A 17,433-nucleotide genomic window follows, 5' to 3' on the forward strand; every position below is an offset into this window, starting at 1 on the left:
GCGCCACCGATAACCTGGGAGGGATGTATCCCTTCCTCTTCCGGACCGTCCTGACCCGTATGGATCCCGAGACGGCCCATCACGCCGCGATGCTCGTCATCCGTGGGCTCGGGCTACCCGGTGTGTCCTCGTTCGTCCGCCGGTTCACGGCACCGACGCCCGATCTGCGCACGAGCGCCCTCGGTCTCGACTTCGCATCCCCCTTCGGGGTCGCCGCCGGATTCGACAAGAACGTGCACGGAGCGGCCGGGTTGTACGCCCTCGGCTTCGGGCACGTGGAGGTCGGCACGGTCACCGCGATCGCGCAGCCCGGGAACCCCCGGCCACGACTGTTCCGCTTGATCCCGGATCGTGCCGTGATCAACCGCATGGGCTTCAACAACGACGGCGCCGAGGCGGCGGCCCTCCGCCTACTGCGTCTTCGCCGTCGCCGCTCCCGCGCGGTGCTGGGCGCGAACATTGGGAAGAGCCGTGTGGTCGACGTGGACGCCGCGACGCAGGACTACCTTCGAAGCACGCGCCTGCTCGCACCGATCGCCGACTATCTCGTGGTCAACGTGTCCTCACCCAACACACCGGGTCTGCGTGGGCTGCAGGCCGTGGAGACGCTGCGCCCGCTCCTGGAAGCGGTGCGCGACGCCTCGGGGGACACCCCCCTGCTGGTCAAGATCGCTCCGGACCTCCCCGACGACGAGGTGACCGCCGTCACGGTGCTCGCGCGCGATCTGGGCCTGGCCGGCCTCATCGCGACGAACACGACGATCTCCCGCGAGGGCCTGAACACCGACGACGATGTGGTCGCCGCGGCGGGCGCGGGCGGTCTGTCCGGCGGCCCCCTGCGTCGACGTGCGTTGGAGGTGCTCCGTATCGTGCGCGCCGCCGTCCCGGACCCCGACTTCTGCGTCATCTCCGTCGGTGGGGTCGAGACCGGTGATGATGTGCAGGAGCGCCTGGACGCCGGCGCGACCCTCGTCCAGGGTTACACGGCGTTCCTCTACCGCGGACCGCTGTGGGCACGCCAGATCAACCGGCGCCTGACCGCGCTCAGGCGGGGTACTCACCCCGCTTGACCTGCGGCTTGGGCAGGCGCAGGAAGCGCATCTGCACGATCCGCATGGCCCCGTACCAGCCGAGGCCCTTCTCCACGCGGCCCTCGCCGAACTTCGTCTTCGCCGCACTTCTGACACGGATCGAGGTGTAGACCATGTCGCCGACGACGAAAATGATGAAACCCCACAGCGCCAGCAGCGCGTAGTACTGCACTTCGACCACCGGCACGAGCGTCGCGATGATCACGAGGATCATCGCGGGCATGACGAACTCGGCGAGGTGCCATCCGGCATCGACGAAGTCGCGCACGAACTTGCGCTGCGGCCCCTTGTCGCGCTGCGGGAGATATTTCTCCTCGCCGGCGGCCATGCCCTGGCGTGCCTTCTCGCGTTTGGCGGCGAGCTCGGCGCGTTGCCGCGCTTTCGCCTCCTTGGTGTCGGGCACGAGGGGACGCTTGCGGGCGGCCTCGCGTTCGGCGCGGGACGGGGTGGGGCGGCCCTTGCCGGTGGCCGACGTCTCGGTCTCGGTCGACTCGTCCTTGGGCGCCGGTGCGGCGGGGGTGTGGGGCACGATGAATCCTCGGATCGCGGGAGATGCTGCACTTAAGATTACCCGCATGGCTTCTGAGCAGACTCCCGACGACGCGGTCACGGCCGCGGCGGCCGCCCGCATCCCGTCCGCACTGGCCGATCTCGGCGCGCTGGTGCGGATCCCCTCCGTCGCGTTTCCGGGCTTCGACGCGTCGGAGGTGGGTCGTACCGCGCAGGCGGTCGCGCAACTCGCCGAGGACACCGGCGTCTTCGACGAGGTGTCGATCCGTCACGCGACGATCCCCGGAACCGACGAGGTGGGCATGCCGGCGGTTCTCGCCCGCCGCGCCGCCCGCAACGGGCGGCCCACGATCCTGCTGTACGCGCACCACGACGTCCAACCCGTCGGCGACGAGGCGCTGTGGGAGACACCCCCCTTCGAGCCGACCGTGCGCGGAGGAAGACTCTACGGTCGCGGAGCGGCGGACGACAAGGCCGGCATCATGGCACACATCGGGGCGATCCGTGCGCTCGTCGACGCCGTCGGACCCGACTTCGACCTGGGGCTGTCGCTGTTCATCGAGGGGGAGGAGGAGGCGGGGTCGCGCTCGTTCGCGCAGTTCCTCTCCGACAACGCCGACGACCTGCGTGCGGATGTCATCGTCGTCGCGGACTCCACCAACTGGGACGCGTCCACACCCGCCCTCACGGTCAGCCTGCGCGGCAACGCGCGTTTCACGCTGACCGTGAAGACCCTCGACCACGCCTCGCACTCCGGCATGTTCGGGGGAGCGGTCCCGGACGCGATGATGGCGACGGTGACCCTCCTGTCGACGCTGTGGGACGCGAACGGCTCCGTCGCCGTCGAAGGCCTCGTCGCGCACGACGCGCCGACGCCCGAGCACAGCGAGCAGACGCTGCGGTCGGAGGCCGGGCTCCCCGACGGAGTCACGCCGATCGGGACGGGGTCGATCCTCGGCCGACTGTGGAACAAGCCGTCGCTGACCGTGACCGGGATCGACGCGCCCACGGTGAAGAACGCCTCGAACACCCTCAACCCGGAGGTGTCGGTCGTCGTCAGCGCCCGGATCGCCCCGGGGCAGTCCGCCGCGGACGCCTACGCGGCGATCGAGGCGCACCTGCGTGCGCACGCGCCCTGGGGTGCGCAACTCACCTTCACCGACATCGACCTCGGCGACGGTTTCCTCGTCGACACCGGCGGCTGGGCCGTCGCCGAGGCGCGGGAGGCGCTGAGCGAGGGCTATGGCGTACCGCCGGTCGACCTCGGCGTCGGTGGATCGATCCCGTTCATCTCCGACCTCGTCCGCGAATTCCCGGAGGCGCAGATCCTCGTGACCGGGGTGGAGGACCCGCACGCACGCGCGCACAGCCCGAACGAGTCCCTTCATCTGGACACCTTCCGTCACGCGATGACGTCGGAGGCGCTGCTGTTGGCGCGGTTGAACCGACGCGGCGCGTGAGTCCGCCCTGTGCGCTCCGAGCGGCGCGTAGAATCGTCGCATCGTCCTCGCGCCGCGGCGCGAACCACCCCGAAGGAGCGTCATGACCGACACCGCCTTGACGACCGACCAGCCCGTCCGTGAACACGGCGTCTCGCTGACGGACGCAGCCGCGCAGAAGGTGAAGAACCTCCTGGAGCAGGAAGGCCGCGACGACCTGCGCCTGCGCGTCGCCGTCCAGCCCGGCGGCTGCAGCGGACTGATCTACCAGCTGTACTTCGATGAGCGATTCCTCGACGGCGACAAGGCCGTCGACTTCGACGGCGTCGAGGTCATCGTCGACGACATGAGCGTGCCGTATCTCGACGGCGCCATGATCGATTTCAAAGACACGATCTCCGAGCAGGGGTTCACGATCGACAACCCCAACGCGGCCGGAAGTTGCGCCTGCGGCGACAGCTTCCACTGATCACCACGGGATTCAGACGGGTCCGGCGGGTTCGAGAGAACCCCCGGGCCCGTCCCGCGTGACCCGTGCCCGCGGAGGTCCACCTGTGTGGTTGGCCTGAAGTGCATGGGAGGTTGCTCTAGACTGGCTTGAGCAATACCCGCGACCCGGAAAGGTGCACCGTGCACTCGAAACGCCGTCTCCGCTGGGCCGTCATCCCGATCGGGATCGCCACGGCCGTAGCACTCGCCGGATGCAGTCCGACAGAGCTGAACGGATTCCTCCCCGGATTCACCGAGGACGGCGTTCCGGCCACCGACCGGACCGAGATGGTCTCCGGGCTGTGGGTCAACTCCTGGATCGTGCTCCTCGCGGTCGGCGTGGTCACGTGGGGCCTGATGCTGTGGGCGATGATCGCCTACCGGCGCCGCAAGGGTCAGACCGGCCTTCCGGTGCAGTTGCGCTACAACATGCCGATCGAGATCTTCTACACGGTCGTGCCGCTCATCCTGGTCATCGGGTTCTTCGCCTTCACGGCGCGTGACCAGACCATCCTCGAGACCCGCTACGACGACCCCGACGTGTCGATCACCGCCATCGGCAAGCAGTGGGCGTGGGACTTCCAGTACAACGGCGAGCAGGAGGACGGTTCCGACGCCGTGTGGAGCATGGGTATCCAGGCCCAGCCCGACGAGCAGGGGAACATCGACCAGGAGCAGCTGCCGACGCTGTACCTGCCGGTCGACAAGACGGTCGAGATCAAGCTCAACTCCCGCGACGTCATCCACTCCTTCTGGATCATCGACTTCCTGTACAAGAAGGACATGTACATCGGCAAGGACAATTACTGGTCCTTCACGCCGACCCGTGAGGGGGAGTACGCGGGCAAGTGCGCCGAGCTCTGCGGCGAATACCACTCGATGATGCTCTTCAACGTCAAGGTCGTCAGCGAGGCGGAGTACGAGGACTACCTCGCCTCCCTCGAGGCCGCCGGGCAGACCGGCAACATCAACGAGGCGTACGACCGCCTGCAGAACCTGCCCGGCACGGGCGACAGCTCCGAGGGAGACGAGTGATCATGGCCACGACTCTGCCGCAGGAATCGACCCGCCCGAAGACCGTGCCGCCGCGTCAGGCAGCCCTCATGAGCTCGACCCGCGTCGAGCAGAAGGGCAACATCGTGGTCAAGTGGATCACCTCCACCGACCACAAGACGATCGGCTACATGTACCTGATCGCCTCCGTGCTGTTCTTCATGCTCGGCGGCGTCATGGCGCTCATCATCCGCGCGGAGCTCTTCGAGCCCGGCATGCAGATCGTGCCCACCAAGGAGCAGTACAACCAGCTGTTCACGATGCACGGCACGATCATGTTGCTGATGTTCGCGACGCCGCTGTTCGCCGGCTTCGCCAACGCGATCCTGCCGTTGCAGATCGGCGCGCCCGATGTGGCGTTCCCGCGACTGAACGCCTTCGCCTTCTGGCTGTTCTTGTTCGGTTCGACCATCGCGGTCGCCGGCTTCCTCACCCCGCAGGGTGCCGCCGCGTTCGGATGGTTCGCCTATCAGCCGCTGGCCAATGCGAGCTTCTCGCCCGGTGTCGGCGGGAACCTGTGGATGCTCGGCCTCGGGATGAGCGGTTTCGGCACGATCCTCGGCGCCGTGAACTTCATCACGACGATCCTGACGATGCGCGCCCCGGGTATGACGATGTGGCGCATGCCGATCTTCACGTGGAACACGCTCATCACGAGCATCCTGATCCTGATGGCCTTCCCTGTGCTCGCCGCGGCCATCCTCGCCGCGGCCGCGGATCGCGTCCTCGGTGCGCACATCTACGACCCGCAGAACGGCGGCGTGCTCCTGTGGCAGCACCTGTTCTGGTTCTTCGGCCACCCGGAGGTCTACATCATCGCGTTGCCGTTCTTCGGCATCGTCTCCGAGATCTTCCCGGTCTTCAGCCGCAAGCCGATCTTCGGATACAAGACGCTGGTGTACGCGACCATCTCCATCGCCGCGTTGTCGGTCGCGGTGTGGGCGCACCACATGTACGTCACCGGGGGGGTCCTGCTGCCCTTCTTCGCCGTCATGACGATGCTGATCGCCGTTCCCACGGGTGTGAAGATCTTCAACTGGATCGGTACGCTCTGGCGAGGATCGGTGACCTTCGAAACACCGATGGTGTTCGCGCTGGGCTTCCTGATCTCGTTCGTCTTCGGAGGGCTCACCGGAGTGATCCTCGCGTCGCCGCCGCTGGACTTCCACCTCTCCGACTCCTACTTCGTCGTGGCCCACTTCCACTACGTGGTGTTCGGAACGGTCGTGTTCGCGATGTTCGCGGGCTTCTACTTCTGGTGGCCCAAGTGGACGGGGCGGATGCTCAACGAGCGCCTCGGCTACGTGCACTTCTGGCTGCTGTTCATCGGGTTCCACATGACGTTCCTGATCCAGCACTGGCTGGGTGTGGACGGCATGGTGCGTCGCTACGCGGACTACTCCGCCGCCGACGGCTGGACGTGGCAGAACCAGGTGTCGACGATCGGTTCGATCATCCTGGGCGCGTCGATGATCCCCTTCCTGTTCAACGTCTGGCTGACCTCGCGCAAGGCGCCGAAGGTCACCGTGAACGACCCGTGGGGCTACGGCGGTTCGCTCGAGTGGGCGACCTCCTGCCCGCCCCCGCGCCACAACTTCACGTCCATCCCGCGCATCCGCAGTGAGCGCCCCGCCTTCGACCTGAACCACCCCGAGGCGGGTATCCCGGTCGGTGTCGGACCCGCGAAGGACGCGCCGCAGACGCCGGTTGTCGACGTCGCCCAGGGAGAGGTCAAGTAAGTGCGTACCAACGTCGGACTCTGGTGGATCCTCACCGCGTTCTTCTTTCTGATCGGCATCGTCTATACGGCGTGGAACATCATCGGTCACCCGGACGTGCCGTGGTACACCGCGATCGAGTGGGTCGGCACGGTGGCACTGTTCTTCGCCGGCTTCATGGGCGTGATGATCGCGTTCTACGTCGACCGCGTGCACAAGGCCCAGGGCGGGGAGCTGCCCGAGGACGTGCTCACCGCCGACATCGATGACGGGGACCCGGAACTGGGAGAGTTCAGCCCCTGGTCGTGGTGGCCGATCGTGCTGGCCTTCTCGGCGTCGATCGCTTTCATCGGTCTCGCCGTCGGCTCGTGGATGGTGCCCATCGGGTTCGCCGTCTTCCTCGTCGCCATCGTCGGCTGGGTCTACGAGTACTACCGCGGATACTTCGCCCGCTGAGCGTGGCCTACCGCCTCGTTGCGGCAGCCGCGTCCGACGTCGGCTCGTACCGCGAGACCAACCAGGACGCGGCTTTCGCGTCGCCGTGGGGTGCTGCTGTCGCCGACGGCGTCGGTGGTGGTCCATCCGGGGACCTCGCGTCGGCCGCGCTCATCCACCGTCTCGTGGCCGGTCGTGTGGCGTCGTGGACCGCGCAGGCGCTGCGTGAGCGCATCCTCGAAGCCAACTGGGACCTGAGGGCGCACACTGAACGCGACCCTTCGCTGCGGGGCATGGCGACGACGTTCACCGGGGTGTTCCTCACGGATGCCGAAGACCTCTTGGTCGCCCACTCCGGCGACTCGCGCGCCTACCGTGTGCGAGACGGAATCGTCGGACGGCAGACACGGGACGACTCGTACGTCCAGGTGTTGGTCGATCGGGGCATCATCTCACCGGAGGATGCGGCCACCCATCCGCGTCGCAACATCATCACCGCGTCACTGGCCGGTGGTGAGGCAGATGTCGTCGCCGTCGCCGAGACCGCTCTGGCGGTCGGCGACCGGTGGCTGCTGTGCAGTGACGGACTGACCGACTACGTCCCGGAAGATGTGGTCTCTCAGGTCTTGCTCGATGGTGCGGCGACGGCGCAGGAGACGGCGGACGAGCTCGTACGGCGGGCCTTGCATGCGGGCACCCTCGACAACGTCACGGCTGTCGTGTGCGACGTGATGGCGTCCGACTCGATGCGATCGGAAGAGCGCGTGCAGTTCGCCGGCGCGGCCGCAGGGCGTTTCGCAGAGGGGCTCGACGATGACGAGCTGTGGCAGAGCGAGCGTATCGGCTGAGTGTCGGCCGGTGGTCCGTGACGTTCAGGAGCGGACGGTCATCACCTGTGGATCGAAGACCCGGGGCAGGTCCCCCTCGTCGTCCACGGTGGGTTGCCCCTCGCGCACCCAGTACTCGTAGCCTCCGATCATCTCCCTGACCGCGTACCCGAGTCGTGCGAACGCGGCGGCGCCCTTGGCCCCACCGTTGCAGCCGGGGCTCCAGCAGTAGACGACCACCGGTGTGCCCTCGGGAACGCGCGCGGCCGCCTCATCCGCGATGCGCTGGTGGGGGAGGTGGATGGCGCCGCGGATGCGGCCCTGCCGCCATGCGTCGTCGCTACGCACGTCGACGAGGACGAACGGGTCACCGGCCTTCTGTGCCGCGTACACGTCGCTGGCGTCGGTCTCGTGGGCGAGCTTGTTCTCGAAGTACGTGAGGGGATCGGTGTGCATGCTCTCACCATAACGAGACGGTGGCCGCCCCCGCGGAGGGGACGGCCACCGTCTCGATATCGTGGACGATTACTTCTTCTTCTCGTCGTCCTCGTCGGGGACGATGACGTTCGAGGGGCGGTTCGCCGTCTCGGGGTTGTGACCGTCGTCGATCGGGACGTGGGGCGCGTCGGGGACGCCGGCGCGCTCGTGAGCGCCCTGGATCTCGGCGTCCTCTTCGGTGGCGATGTGCTCCAGCGTGTGGTGCTGGTGCGCGCTCGCTTCATCGAGCTCGGCCTGCGTGAGCGGTGCGAGGCGGTCCTCGAAGAACCACCGCGACAGCGCAGCGCGCAGGTTCTCGTGCCACGGGATCCGGCCCTTGTCGTTCGGTCGCACCACGAGAGGCTCGTAGGTCTCCGCATCGACGAGGCGCCAACGCTCGTACTCGTCGACCGGCTGGTGGACCTCGATGTACTCGCCGCCCGGGAGGCGCACGATGCGGCCTGACTCGTAGCCGTGCAGGACGATTTCGCGATCCTTCTTCTGCAACGCGATGCAGATGCGCTTGGTGACGAAGTACGCGATGATCGGCCCGAGGATGAGCATCGCCTGGAGGCTGTGGATGACACCCTCCATCGTGACCTTGAAGTGCGTCGCGATGATGTCCGACGAGGCGGCGGCCCACAGCACTGCGTAGAACACGACACCGGCGGCACCGATCGCGGTGCGGGTCGCGGCGTTGCGCGGACGCTGAGCGATGTGGTGCTCGCGCTTGTCACCGGTGACCCATGCCTCGATGAACGGGTAGATGAGCACCAGGACGATGAACAGACCCAGGACGGCGATCGGGACGAGGATGTTCATCGACCAGGTGCGGTCGAGGAACACGAACTCCCAGTGCGGCGGCACCAGTCGCAACGCACCGTCGGCGAAGCCGATGTACCAGTCCGGCTGGGTACCCGCAGAGACCGGCGACGGGTCGTACGGGCCGTAGTTCCAGATCGGGTTGATGGTGAACAGCGACGCGATCAGCACGATCACACCGAAGACGATGAAGAAGAATCCCCCCATCTTCGACATGTACACCGGCATCATCGGGAAGCCGACGACGTTGCTGTTGGTGCGGCCGGGGCCGGCGAACTGCGTGTGCTTGTTGATGATCATCAACATGAGGTGCAGCGCGAGCAATGCCACCAGGATCGCCGGCAGCAGCAGGATGTGCAGCGTGTACAGACGTCCGACGATCTGCATGCCGGGGAACTCGCCGCCGAACAGCAGGAACGACGTCCAGGTCCCGATCAGCGGGATGCCCTTGATCATGCCGTCGATGATCCGCAGACCGTTTCCGGAGAGCAGGTCGTCGGGGAGGGAGTATCCGGTGAAGCCCTCGGCCATGGCGAGGATGAAGAGCACGAAGCCGATCACCCAGTTCAGCTCGCGGGGCTTGCGGAAGGCACCGGTGAAGAACACGCGGAGCATGTGGACGCCGATACCGGCGACGAAGACCAGCGCGGCCCAGTGGTGGATCTGACGGACCAGCAGTCCGCCTCGGATGTCGAAGGAGATCCGCAGGGCAGAGTCCATGGCCGCCGACATCTCGACACCGCGCATCGGAATGTACGCGCCCGTGTAGTGCGTGGGGACCATCGACGCCTGGAAGAAGAAGGTGAGGAAGATTCCCGACAGAAGAACGACGACGAAGCTCCACAGAGCGATCTCGCCGAGCATGAACGACCAGTGGTCGGGGAAGATCTTGCGGCCGAGCTCCTTCACGATGCCCGACATGCTCGTGCGCTCGTCGAGGTAGTTCGATGCGGCGCCGACGAATCGGCCGCCGAGGGGCTTGTCTCGACCGGACTTGGCCTCAGAAACGGCGGGCTCCTGAGTCACGTTCTCGGTGGGGTGAGTCGTACTCAATGGCGCTCCCAGAAGCTCGGGCCGACGGGTTCGGTGAAGTCGCTCCGTGCGATGAGGTAGCCCTCATCGTCCACCGTGATCGGCAGCTGGGGGAGCGGGCGTGCTGCGGGTCCGAAGATCACCTTCGCGCCGTCCGAGACGTCGAACTGCGACTGGTGGCACGGGCACAGCAGGTGGTGGGTCTGCTGCTCGTACAGCGCGACGGGGCAGCCGACGTGCGTGCAGACCTTCGAGTAGGCGACGATTCCGTCGTAGGACCAGTCGGCGCGCTCGGGCGACTCGATGATGTCCTCCGGGGGCATGCGCATCAGGAGGACGATGGCCTTGGCCTTCTCCTCGAGGTAGCCCTCGTCGTGGTGGAGCTCGGCGAGCTCCTCGGGGATCACGTGCACGGCCGACCCGAGGGTGATGTCCGCGGCGCGGATGGGCGTGCCCTCGGGGTCGTGCGCCAGGCGCGAGCCTTCCTTCCACATGGTGTGGCTGAGCAGGTACACCGGGTCTCCGCCGTGCGGGTTCTCGGGGGAGTTTTCCGGAGCGAGGCCGCGGAAGAGCGTGATGCCGGGGACGACCGATGCGGCGAGGGCGGCGATGAGCGAGTTGCGGATCATCGTGCGACGACCGAAACCGGACTCCTCATTGGCGTCGTCGAACACCTGGACGGCCGCCTCGCGCACAGAGTCGCGACCGCGCGTGGCGTGACGGGGTTCGACGAACTCCTTGTCGCTCATCACGGCCTTCGACCAGTGGATGGCGCCGATCCCGATCGCCAGCAGCGCCAGCGCGATGCCGAGACCCACGAACAGGTTGTTGTAGCGGATGTCGACGATCGAGCCGCTCTCGATCGGGAAGAGCATGTAGGCCGCGACGGCCCAGATGCTCCCCGCGACGGAGAGGTAGAAGAGCGTGTAGACCGTGCGGACGGCGCGCTTCATCGCCGCCGGGTCCTTGTCGGTCATGCGCTCACGGTGCGGCGGAAGGTCGGGTGTGCGCACCGGGTCGCTCACCGCGACGGCGAGCCCGGGGGAGGGCTTCCAGGAAGCCCTCTCGTGCTCGAGCGCGTCGTCCTCGTTTGCCATGGTGCTCCTCGTAGGTGCTTTCAGTGTCAGGGAAGGGTCAGTTGGATTTCGCCGTGATCCATACGGTGATGGCGATCAGCGATCCGATTCCGAAGATCCAGATGAACAGACCCTCCGACACCGGACCCAGCGATCCGAGCTTGAAGCCGCCCGGCGACTCGTTCTCCTGGATGAACAGCAGCGACGAGATGATGTCGCGCTTGTCCTCGAGGCTGAGGGTCATGTCGTTGAAGACCGGCATGTTCTGGGGACCGGTGACCATCGCCGCGTACATGTGCAGCGCGCTGGTCTCGGTCAGCTCCGGAGCGTACTTGCCCTCGGTGAGTGCACCGCCGGCGGCGGCGACGTTGTGGCACATCGCGCAGTTGATGCGGAACAGCTCCGCGCCACGGGCGATGTCGCCTTCGCCGTCCAGAACGTCGGCGGCCGGGAACTCCGGGCCGGGCGAGGTGGTCTGTACGTAGGCTGCCATCGCGGCGATCTGCTCGTCCGTGAACTGGACCGGCTTCTGCGGCGCCTGCGGGCCCTGCATCTGCAGCGGCATCCGGCCGGTGGCGACCTGGAACTCGACCGAGAGCTCGCCGACACCGTACAAGGACGGACCGTTCTCGGTGCCCTGGAGGTCGAGGCCGTGACAGGTGGCGCAGTTGGCCTGGAAGAGCTTCTGGCCGTCTTCGACCGTGAGGGCCGTGGCCGTGGTCTCGTCGGTCGTCGCAGCCATCGCGGCGGAGGCGCCCGCGTAGGCGCCTCCGGTCAGCAACAGGCCGACGCCGATGAGGGCGGCGGCCGCCCACGGACTGCGGCGGCCCTTGGAGCGGCGCGGGTTCGTGCGTGCCATGTGAGGAATCAGCTCCGCTCTATTTCAGGAAGTAGATGACGGCGAACAGGGCGATCCAGACGACGTCGACGAAGTGCCAGTAGTACGAGACCACGATCGCCGAGGTCATCTCCTTGCGACCGAAGTTCTTCACCGCGTACGCGCGTCCGATCACGAGCAGGAAGGCGACCAGACCACCGGTCACGTGCAGGGCGTGGAAGCCGGTCGTGAGGTAGAAGGCCGAGGCGTAGGCGTTGGCCGTGATCGGCATGCCTTCGTAGACGAGCTGGGCGTACTCCCAGACCTGGCCCGAGACGAAGATCGCGCCCAGGGCGAAGGTCAGCCAGAACCACGGCACCATGCCCCAGCGTCGACGGCCCTTGACCTCACCGCTGTACGGCTGGAAGCGCTCGGCCGCGAAGACACCCATCTGGCATGTCACGGAGGACAGCACGAGGATGATCGTGTTCGCGAACGCGTAGGGCACGTTCAGCAGCTGGGTCTCCTGGGCCCACAGATCGGGGGAGGTGCTCCGCAGCGTGAAGTAGATCGCGAAGAGACCCGCGAAGAACATCACCTCGCTGCCGAGCCACACGATGGTTCCGACGGCGACCGGATCCGGGCGCTTGACGGAACGCATCGCCTGGGCATAGGTCGCTGGCGTGGTCGTCACGCCCACCATTATTGCCGATTCTGCGGCGGGATATTTCCAACCCGGGGTGGTCAATCGTGTCCGATCCGGGTAAGGCGGACCTAAGTGCCACCGTCAAAACGCCGATCAGGACCCTATGCGGCAGCCGCGAACCCGCCGAGTGGAGCCCGTGAATCCGCGCGAGTCGCGCGCCGGATAGGCTCGGTCGCATGGCGGAGCTGACTTCATGGCCGGAGATCCTGACCACCCTGCTCGACGGACGCGACCTCAGCGTGTCGGAGTCGACATGGGCGATGCGTCGGATCATGGCCGGCGAGGCGACCGAGGGCCAGATCGGAGCGTTCCTGATCGCCCTGCGTGCCAAGGGGGAGACGATCGACGAGGTCGTCGGATTCCGCGACGCGATCCTCGAAGCAGCGGTGCCGTTGCCGGTCAGCTCTGAGGTGCTGGACATCGTCGGCACCGGAGGTGACCGGTTCGGGACGGTGAATGTGTCGACGATGGCCTCCGTCGTCGCCGCTGCGACCGGTATCCCGGTGGTCAAGCACGGCAATCGGGCGGCGAGTTCGGCATCGGGGTCCTCGGACGTGCTCGGCGCCCTCGGCGTGGCACTGACCCTGGAGCCCGAGGCGGTGAAGGCCACGCTGGAACGGGCAGGGATCACCTTCGTCTTCGCCTCCGCCTTCCACCCCGGGTTCCGCCACGCCGGTCCCGTGCGCAAACAGCTCGGCGTCCCGACCGTCTTCAACTTCCTCGGTCCGCTGTCCAATCCCGCCCGCGCGGAGGCCAACGCCGTCGGGGTCGCCAGTCTGGAGCGTGTGCCCCTGATCACCGGGGTGTTCCGCAACCGGGGGGCCACCGCACTCGTCTTCCGCGGTGACGACGGGCTCGACGAGCTCACGACCACGGGCCACTCGCGGGTCTGGGAGGTCAGTCGCGGCGACATCCACGAGCACGACCTCGATCCCCGTGACCTGGGACTGCCCCTCGCCGACATCCAGGACCTCGTCGGCGGAGATCCCCAGCACAACGCCGCCGTGGTCCGTCGGGTCCTCGCCGGGGAGACCGGTCCGGTGCGGGACATCGTGTTGCTGAACGCCGCTGCGGGCATCGTCGCATACCGGCTGTTCCGCGACGCCTCACAGGCGCAGCGTCCGATCGGGGACCGGCTCGGCGAGGCGATGGAGACCGCACGGGACGCGGTGGACACCGGAGCGGCGCTTCGCACCCTCGACGGGTGGGTGTCCGCCACCCGCGATCTCGCCGACTGAGACGACGGCGATGCACCCGCACGACGCGCTGACCGAAATCGCGACGTTGCTCGAGCGGGAGCGGTCCTCGCGCTACAAGTCGAAGGCGTTCCGCACCGCGGCCGACGCGATCGCAGGCCTGAGCGAGGGTGAGCTGGCCGACACGACCGCGCTCCGCGCACGCAAGGGCATCGGCGAGTCGTCGTTCACCGTCATCCGGCAGGCGATGGAGGGCCGCGTGCCCGACCGTCTGGCCGCGCTCCGCACGAGCGCCGGTGTGGAGGAGGCCTCCCGATTGCGGGCGTTGCTGCGCGGCGATCTGCACAGCCACAGCGAGTGGTCCGACGGGTCCACCTCGATCGACCTGATGGTCGAGGCGGCGCGGGCGCTCGGCCACGAATACCTTGCGCTCACCGACCATTCCCCTCGACTGCGCGTGGCCAACGGCCTTTCGGCGCAGCGCCTGCGGGAACAGATCGCCCTCGCCCCGCGACACAGCGGCGACGGTTTCACCTTGCTGACCGGGATCGAGGTCGACATCCTCGACGACGGATCGCTGGACCAGGACCCCGACCTCCTGGACGAGCTGGACGTCGTCGTCGCATCGGCACACTCCCGGCTCCGCATGGACCGACGCGCGATGACGCGTCGGCTGGTCGCCGCCGTGTCGGATCCGCGTGTGGACGTGCTCGGCCACGTCACCGGGCGCCTCGTCGAGGGAAGTCGCGGCACGCGACCTCCCTCCGATCTCGACGCCGGTGCCGTCTTCGCCGCGTGTGCCGCCCACGGCACGGCGGTGGAGATCAACAGTCGCCCGGAGCGGGAGGATCCGCCGGACGAGCTCATCTTGCTCGCACTCGAGGCGGGTTGCATGTTCTCGATCGATTCGGACGCCCATGCGCCCGGGCAGCTCTCCCTCGTGGATCACGGGGCCGCCCGGGCGGAGCGTCTGGGCGTCCCCCCGGAGCGGATCGTGACCACGTGGTCGCTGGAGCGCCTGCGGGCGTGGACCGCGCGGGGGTGAGCGCGGACAGCGTCCGATGCAGGATCCGTAGACTCGACGGATGACGCGAGCCGGGGACCCCGCTGTGCGGCGCGCGTTCCCGTGGCTGGTGGTGGCCGGCATCCTCGTCGCCGCACTGAGCTTTCGAGGACACATCGTGGCGCCGACGCCGGTGCTCCGGGACATCGCCGCCGACCTGGGGATCCCCTCGGCGCAGGCGGGCCTGTTGACCACCGCGCCCGTCCTGATGTTCGCGCTGCTCACGCCGCTCGCGGCGATCGTGATCCGCCGAGCGGGTGCCGAGCTCGCCCTCTTGCTCTCGCTGGTCGGCGTTCTGGTCGGCACCGTCATCCGTACGCTGCCCGGCTTCGGTCCGCTCCTGATCGGGATGGTCGTGATCGGGTCGGCCGTGACGGTCGGGAACGTCGTGACCCCGGTGATCATCCGCCGGGATGTGCCGGGGGAGCGCGTCGGGGTGGTCACGGCCGCGTACACGGCGACGCTCAACGTCGGCTCTCTCCTCACGACGCTGTTGACCGCGCCCGTCGCCGAGATCGTCGGCTGGTCCCTCGCGTTGTTCGGCTGGGCGTCGCTCACCATCGGCGGGATCGTCCTGTGGGGGTTCTGCCTCGCCCGCGAACGGCGCGCCGGCGGCGTTTTCGGCGAGCGCTTCTCGGGCGCCGCGCCCGCACCCGCCGACGCCGAGGGCTGGGACCCGGCGAGTCTGACCGGTCCCACGCCTGTGGTGGTGCAGCGGCGGGGGCGTTCGTGGTTGCGGCGCCCTGTCGTGTGGCTGCTGGTGGGTGCTTTCGCCCTGCAGGCGTTCCTGTATTACGGGTTCAGCACGTGGTTGCCGACGATGACCGCGGATCTGCTCGGCGTGGGAGCCACATCCGCGGGTGCGCTGGCATCGCTGTTCCAGGGGGTCGGCATCGTGGGGGCGCTGCTCATTCCGGTCCTCACCCGGTACACCCCTCGCCTGGTGCCCGCTGCCGTCATCTGCGCCTCGTGGGTCGTCCTGGCGCTCGGGATGTCGGTGGCGCCGGAGTCGCTGTGGGTGTGGGTGAGCATTGGGGCGATGGGTCATGCCGGGGGTTTCGTCGTGATCTTCAGCACGCTCGTGGCCGTCGCCCGCAACGATGCCGAGGCGACCGGGATGTCGGCGCTGGTGCAGGGTGGCGGCTATGCACTGGGCGCGACCGCCGCGCCGTTGCTGGGTGGTGTGCACGATCTGACCGGAGCGTGGACGGCGACGCTCGGGATCACCCTCGCGGTCGCCCTCGGTTACGCGGTGCTGCTCATGGGTGCGGTCATCAGTGCGGCACGCTCACGCTGATCGGATCGGCGGCTCAGCCGCGCGCGCCGAGGGCCTCGACGGCCCGTGCCATGGATGACCCGAGCGCCCAGCGTTCGGCGACCTGGGCGGTGCGTGACGCCTCGTCGGCGGGCCGGGGGAGGATCCGCGCGTCGACGTCGGGCAGGTCCAGGGTGCGCACCACTTCGACGACGGTGGGTGCGACGGCGAGGTAGTCGAGCGCGGCGAGCACCTTGGTGCGCTGGGCGGGGGTCATCCCCTCACCGGCCTGCGCCGCCGAGATGATCCCGGCGATGTCACCGTGGGTGCGCAGAAGGGTCGTCGCGGTCTTCTCACCTACCCCGGCGACGCCGGGCAGGCCGTCGGAGGCGTCGCCGCGGAGCGTTGCGTAGTCGGCGTACTGCGACGCGTGGACCCCGTACTTGTCCACGAGGAACGCGTCGTCGACGACGGCGAGGTTGCTCATCCCCCGCGCGGTGTAGACGACCCGCACCCCGCGGTCGTCGTCGACGAGCTGGAAGAGGTCACGGTCGCCGGTGACGATGTCGACCGGCATCGTCGAGCGGGTGGCGAGGGTCCCGATGACATCGTCGGCCTCGTGTTCGGCGGCACCGACGATCGGGATGCCGAGCGTGCCGAGCGCCTCCCGGATCACGGGGATCTGCACCTCGAGCGGGTCGGGGACCTCTTCGACATCCGCTCCGGCGGGGACGACCTCGACGACCCGGTGTGCCTTGTAGGTCGGGATCAGATCCACCCGCCACCGGGGCCGCCAGTCGTCGTCCCAGCAGGCCACGATGTGGGTGGGTTCATAGACGCTCACGAGCCGGGCGATCATGTCGAGCAGTCCCCGCGCGGCGTTGACCGGCCGCCCGTCGGGCGCCTTGACCGTGTCGGGGACGCCGTAGAAGGCGCGGAAATACAGCGAAGCGGTGTCCAGGAGCATGAGACGGTCGGTCACGGCTTCATCCTGTCACGGCGGCCGAGCGCGGACAGGGCGGACGTTCTGCCAGGGTGGGGATATGCGAATGAAGAACTGGGCCGCGGCCCTCGTCATCGTCGGAGCCACCGTGGCCTTCAGCGGCTGCTCGTCGTCCTCGGACGGTCCGGTGATCGCGCCGGTGACCATGGACGCCGGTGACCTGCAGGGGACCACGGTCGATCTGGTCGTCGGCCAGGTCTTGAACATCGACACCGGGGATCTGCCGGTCGACAGCTACAGCGGCGAGGTCGCCGACACCTCGGTGGCGGAGTTCACCGCGGGCCGGGTGGAGGACAGTGCGACCTTCAACCCCGGTGTGACCGCTTTGGCCGCGGGGAGCACAGAGGTCGTCATGTCCAATGACGACGGCGGTATCGAAGACCTGACCTTCACCGTCGTCGTCAACGACGACTGATCGGCACCC

18 protein-coding genes are annotated in these 17,433 nt (G+C 67.9%); 11 read left to right on the forward strand and 7 right to left on the reverse strand.

Annotation, left to right across the window (positions count from 1 at the left end; all coding sequences use genetic code 11):
* Positions 1-23: 23 nt before the first annotated feature.
* Positions 24-1,070, forward strand: coding sequence for a quinone-dependent dihydroorotate dehydrogenase (locus ABD204_RS09910; RefSeq protein ID WP_194425320.1), 1,047 nt, complete (start codon positions 24-26; stop codon positions 1,068-1,070).
* Here the strand turns inward: ABD204_RS09910 and ABD204_RS09915 are convergent.
* Positions 1,045-1,620, reverse strand: coding sequence for a DUF3043 domain-containing protein (locus ABD204_RS09915; RefSeq protein ID WP_322597635.1), 576 nt, complete (start codon positions 1,618-1,620; stop codon positions 1,045-1,047). The two genes, ABD204_RS09910 and ABD204_RS09915, sit on opposite strands and share 26 nt — an antisense overlap.
* A gap of 46 nt (positions 1,621-1,666) precedes the next feature.
* On the opposite strand from ABD204_RS09915, the gene ABD204_RS09920 reads away from it, so the two are divergent.
* The 6 genes from ABD204_RS09920 (at position 1,667) to ABD204_RS09945 (ending at position 7,583) form a co-directional block, all read left to right on the forward strand.
* The gene (locus tag ABD204_RS09920) at positions 1,667-3,061 is read left to right on the forward strand and encodes a dipeptidase (RefSeq protein ID WP_194425318.1); all 1,395 of its coding nucleotides are present in this window, start codon (positions 1,667-1,669) and stop codon (positions 3,059-3,061) included.
* Positions 3,062-3,143: 82 nt separating this feature from the next.
* Complete coding sequence (gene erpA / locus ABD204_RS09925; protein WP_194425317.1) at positions 3,144-3,509, forward strand: iron-sulfur cluster insertion protein ErpA; 366 nt, start codon at positions 3,144-3,146, stop codon at positions 3,507-3,509.
* 161 nt (positions 3,510-3,670) lie between these two features.
* Positions 3,671-4,564, forward strand: coding sequence for an aa3-type cytochrome oxidase subunit II (ctaC, locus tag ABD204_RS09930; protein WP_194425316.1), 894 nt, complete (start codon positions 3,671-3,673; stop codon positions 4,562-4,564).
* Positions 4,565-4,566: 2 nt separating this feature from the next.
* A complete protein-coding gene (gene ctaD, locus ABD204_RS09935) occupies positions 4,567-6,321 on the forward strand; it encodes an aa3-type cytochrome oxidase subunit I (RefSeq protein WP_194425315.1) in 1,755 nt (584 codons plus the stop codon).
* Entirely contained in the window at positions 6,322-6,756 is a 435-nt protein-coding gene (locus tag ABD204_RS09940; protein WP_194425314.1) for a cytochrome c oxidase subunit 4, read from the forward strand.
* A 2-nt stretch (positions 6,757-6,758) separates the two neighbouring features.
* Positions 6,759-7,583, forward strand: coding sequence for a PP2C family protein-serine/threonine phosphatase (locus ABD204_RS09945; protein WP_194425313.1), 825 nt, complete (start codon positions 6,759-6,761; stop codon positions 7,581-7,583).
* Between the two features lie 24 nt (positions 7,584-7,607).
* Here the strand turns inward: ABD204_RS09945 and ABD204_RS09950 are convergent, their stop codons facing one another.
* From ABD204_RS09950 to ctaE, 5 genes are all read right to left on the reverse strand, one after another.
* Positions 7,608-8,018 (reverse strand): rhodanese-like domain-containing protein, encoded by a 411-nt coding sequence (locus ABD204_RS09950; RefSeq protein ID WP_194425312.1) that lies wholly within the window; start codon positions 8,016-8,018, stop codon positions 7,608-7,610.
* 69 nt (positions 8,019-8,087) lie between these two features.
* Positions 8,088-9,887, reverse strand: a complete 1,800-nt coding sequence (gene qcrB, locus ABD204_RS09955) for a cytochrome bc1 complex cytochrome b subunit (RefSeq protein WP_322597646.1) — start codon at positions 9,885-9,887, stop codon at positions 8,088-8,090.
* Between the two features lie 23 nt (positions 9,888-9,910).
* A complete protein-coding gene (gene qcrA / locus ABD204_RS09960; protein ID WP_194425310.1) occupies positions 9,911-10,990 on the reverse strand; it encodes a cytochrome bc1 complex Rieske iron-sulfur subunit in 1,080 nt (359 codons plus the stop codon).
* Between the two features lie 37 nt (positions 10,991-11,027).
* Positions 11,028-11,828, reverse strand: coding sequence for a cytochrome bc1 complex diheme cytochrome c subunit (gene qcrC, locus ABD204_RS09965; protein ID WP_194425309.1), 801 nt, complete (start codon positions 11,826-11,828; stop codon positions 11,028-11,030).
* A gap of 19 nt (positions 11,829-11,847) precedes the next feature.
* Positions 11,848-12,489, reverse strand: coding sequence for an aa3-type cytochrome oxidase subunit III (ctaE, locus tag ABD204_RS09970; RefSeq protein WP_194425308.1), 642 nt, complete (start codon positions 12,487-12,489; stop codon positions 11,848-11,850).
* Between the two features lie 179 nt (positions 12,490-12,668).
* Here ctaE and trpD point away from each other — a divergent pair, with 179 nt between their 5' ends.
* The 3 genes from trpD to ABD204_RS09985 are packed head-to-tail and all read left to right on the forward strand — an operon-like array spanning position 12,669 to position 16,048.
* The gene (gene trpD / locus ABD204_RS09975) at positions 12,669-13,730 is read left to right on the forward strand and encodes an anthranilate phosphoribosyltransferase (RefSeq protein WP_194425307.1); all 1,062 of its coding nucleotides are present in this window, start codon (positions 12,669-12,671) and stop codon (positions 13,728-13,730) included.
* A gap of 10 nt (positions 13,731-13,740) precedes the next feature.
* A complete protein-coding gene (locus ABD204_RS09980; RefSeq protein ID WP_194425306.1) occupies positions 13,741-14,733 on the forward strand; it encodes a PHP domain-containing protein in 993 nt (330 codons plus the stop codon).
* Positions 14,734-14,773: 40 nt separating this feature from the next.
* The gene (locus tag ABD204_RS09985) at positions 14,774-16,048 is read left to right on the forward strand and encodes an MFS transporter (protein ID WP_194425305.1); all 1,275 of its coding nucleotides are present in this window, start codon (positions 14,774-14,776) and stop codon (positions 16,046-16,048) included.
* Between the two features lie 13 nt (positions 16,049-16,061).
* On the opposite strand, the gene ABD204_RS09990 is transcribed toward ABD204_RS09985, so the two are convergent.
* On the reverse strand, positions 16,062-16,988 hold the full coding sequence (locus ABD204_RS09990) for a 5'-3' exonuclease (RefSeq protein ID WP_194425304.1): 927 nt from the start codon (positions 16,986-16,988) through the stop codon (positions 16,062-16,064).
* 67 nt (positions 16,989-17,055) lie between these two features.
* Between ABD204_RS09990 and ABD204_RS09995 the strand changes: the two genes are divergently transcribed.
* Positions 17,056-17,424, forward strand: coding sequence for a hypothetical protein (locus ABD204_RS09995; RefSeq protein WP_241748093.1), 369 nt, complete (start codon positions 17,056-17,058; stop codon positions 17,422-17,424).
* The last annotated feature ends 9 nt before the right edge of the window (positions 17,425-17,433 follow it).

Origin of the sequence: Microbacterium aquimaris (genome assembly GCF_039531285.1) — a bacterium.
GTDB lineage: Bacteria > Actinomycetota > Actinomycetes > Actinomycetales > Microbacteriaceae > Microbacterium > Microbacterium aquimaris.

Excerpts from the sequence above, each read along its gene's own strand:
- ABD204_RS09910 (WP_194425320.1), top strand. The coding sequence starts at position 24 with ATGTATCCCTTCCTCTTCCGGACCGTCCTGACCCGTATGGATCCCGAG.
- ABD204_RS09920 (WP_194425318.1), top strand. The coding sequence starts at position 1,667 with ATGGCTTCTGAGCAGACTCCCGACGACGCGGTCACGGCCGCGGCGGCC.
- erpA (WP_194425317.1), top strand. The coding sequence starts at position 3,144 with ATGACCGACACCGCCTTGACGACCGACCAGCCCGTCCGTGAACACGGC.
- ctaD (WP_194425315.1), top strand. The coding sequence starts at position 4,567 with ATGGCCACGACTCTGCCGCAGGAATCGACCCGCCCGAAGACCGTGCCG.
- ABD204_RS09950 (WP_194425312.1), bottom strand. The coding sequence starts at position 8,018 with ATGCACACCGATCCCCTCACGTACTTCGAGAACAAGCTCGCCCACGAG.
- qcrA (WP_194425310.1), bottom strand. The coding sequence starts at position 10,990 with ATGGCAAACGAGGACGACGCGCTCGAGCACGAGAGGGCTTCCTGGAAG.
- qcrC (WP_194425309.1), bottom strand. The coding sequence starts at position 11,828 with ATGGCACGCACGAACCCGCGCCGCTCCAAGGGCCGCCGCAGTCCGTGG.
- ctaE (WP_194425308.1), bottom strand. The coding sequence starts at position 12,489 with ATGGTGGGCGTGACGACCACGCCAGCGACCTATGCCCAGGCGATGCGT.
- trpD (WP_194425307.1), top strand. The coding sequence starts at position 12,669 with ATGGCGGAGCTGACTTCATGGCCGGAGATCCTGACCACCCTGCTCGAC.
- ABD204_RS09980 (WP_194425306.1), top strand. The coding sequence starts at position 13,741 with ATGCACCCGCACGACGCGCTGACCGAAATCGCGACGTTGCTCGAGCGG.
- ABD204_RS09985 (WP_194425305.1), top strand. The coding sequence starts at position 14,774 with ATGACGCGAGCCGGGGACCCCGCTGTGCGGCGCGCGTTCCCGTGGCTG.
- ABD204_RS09995 (WP_241748093.1), top strand. The coding sequence starts at position 17,056 with ATGAAGAACTGGGCCGCGGCCCTCGTCATCGTCGGAGCCACCGTGGCC.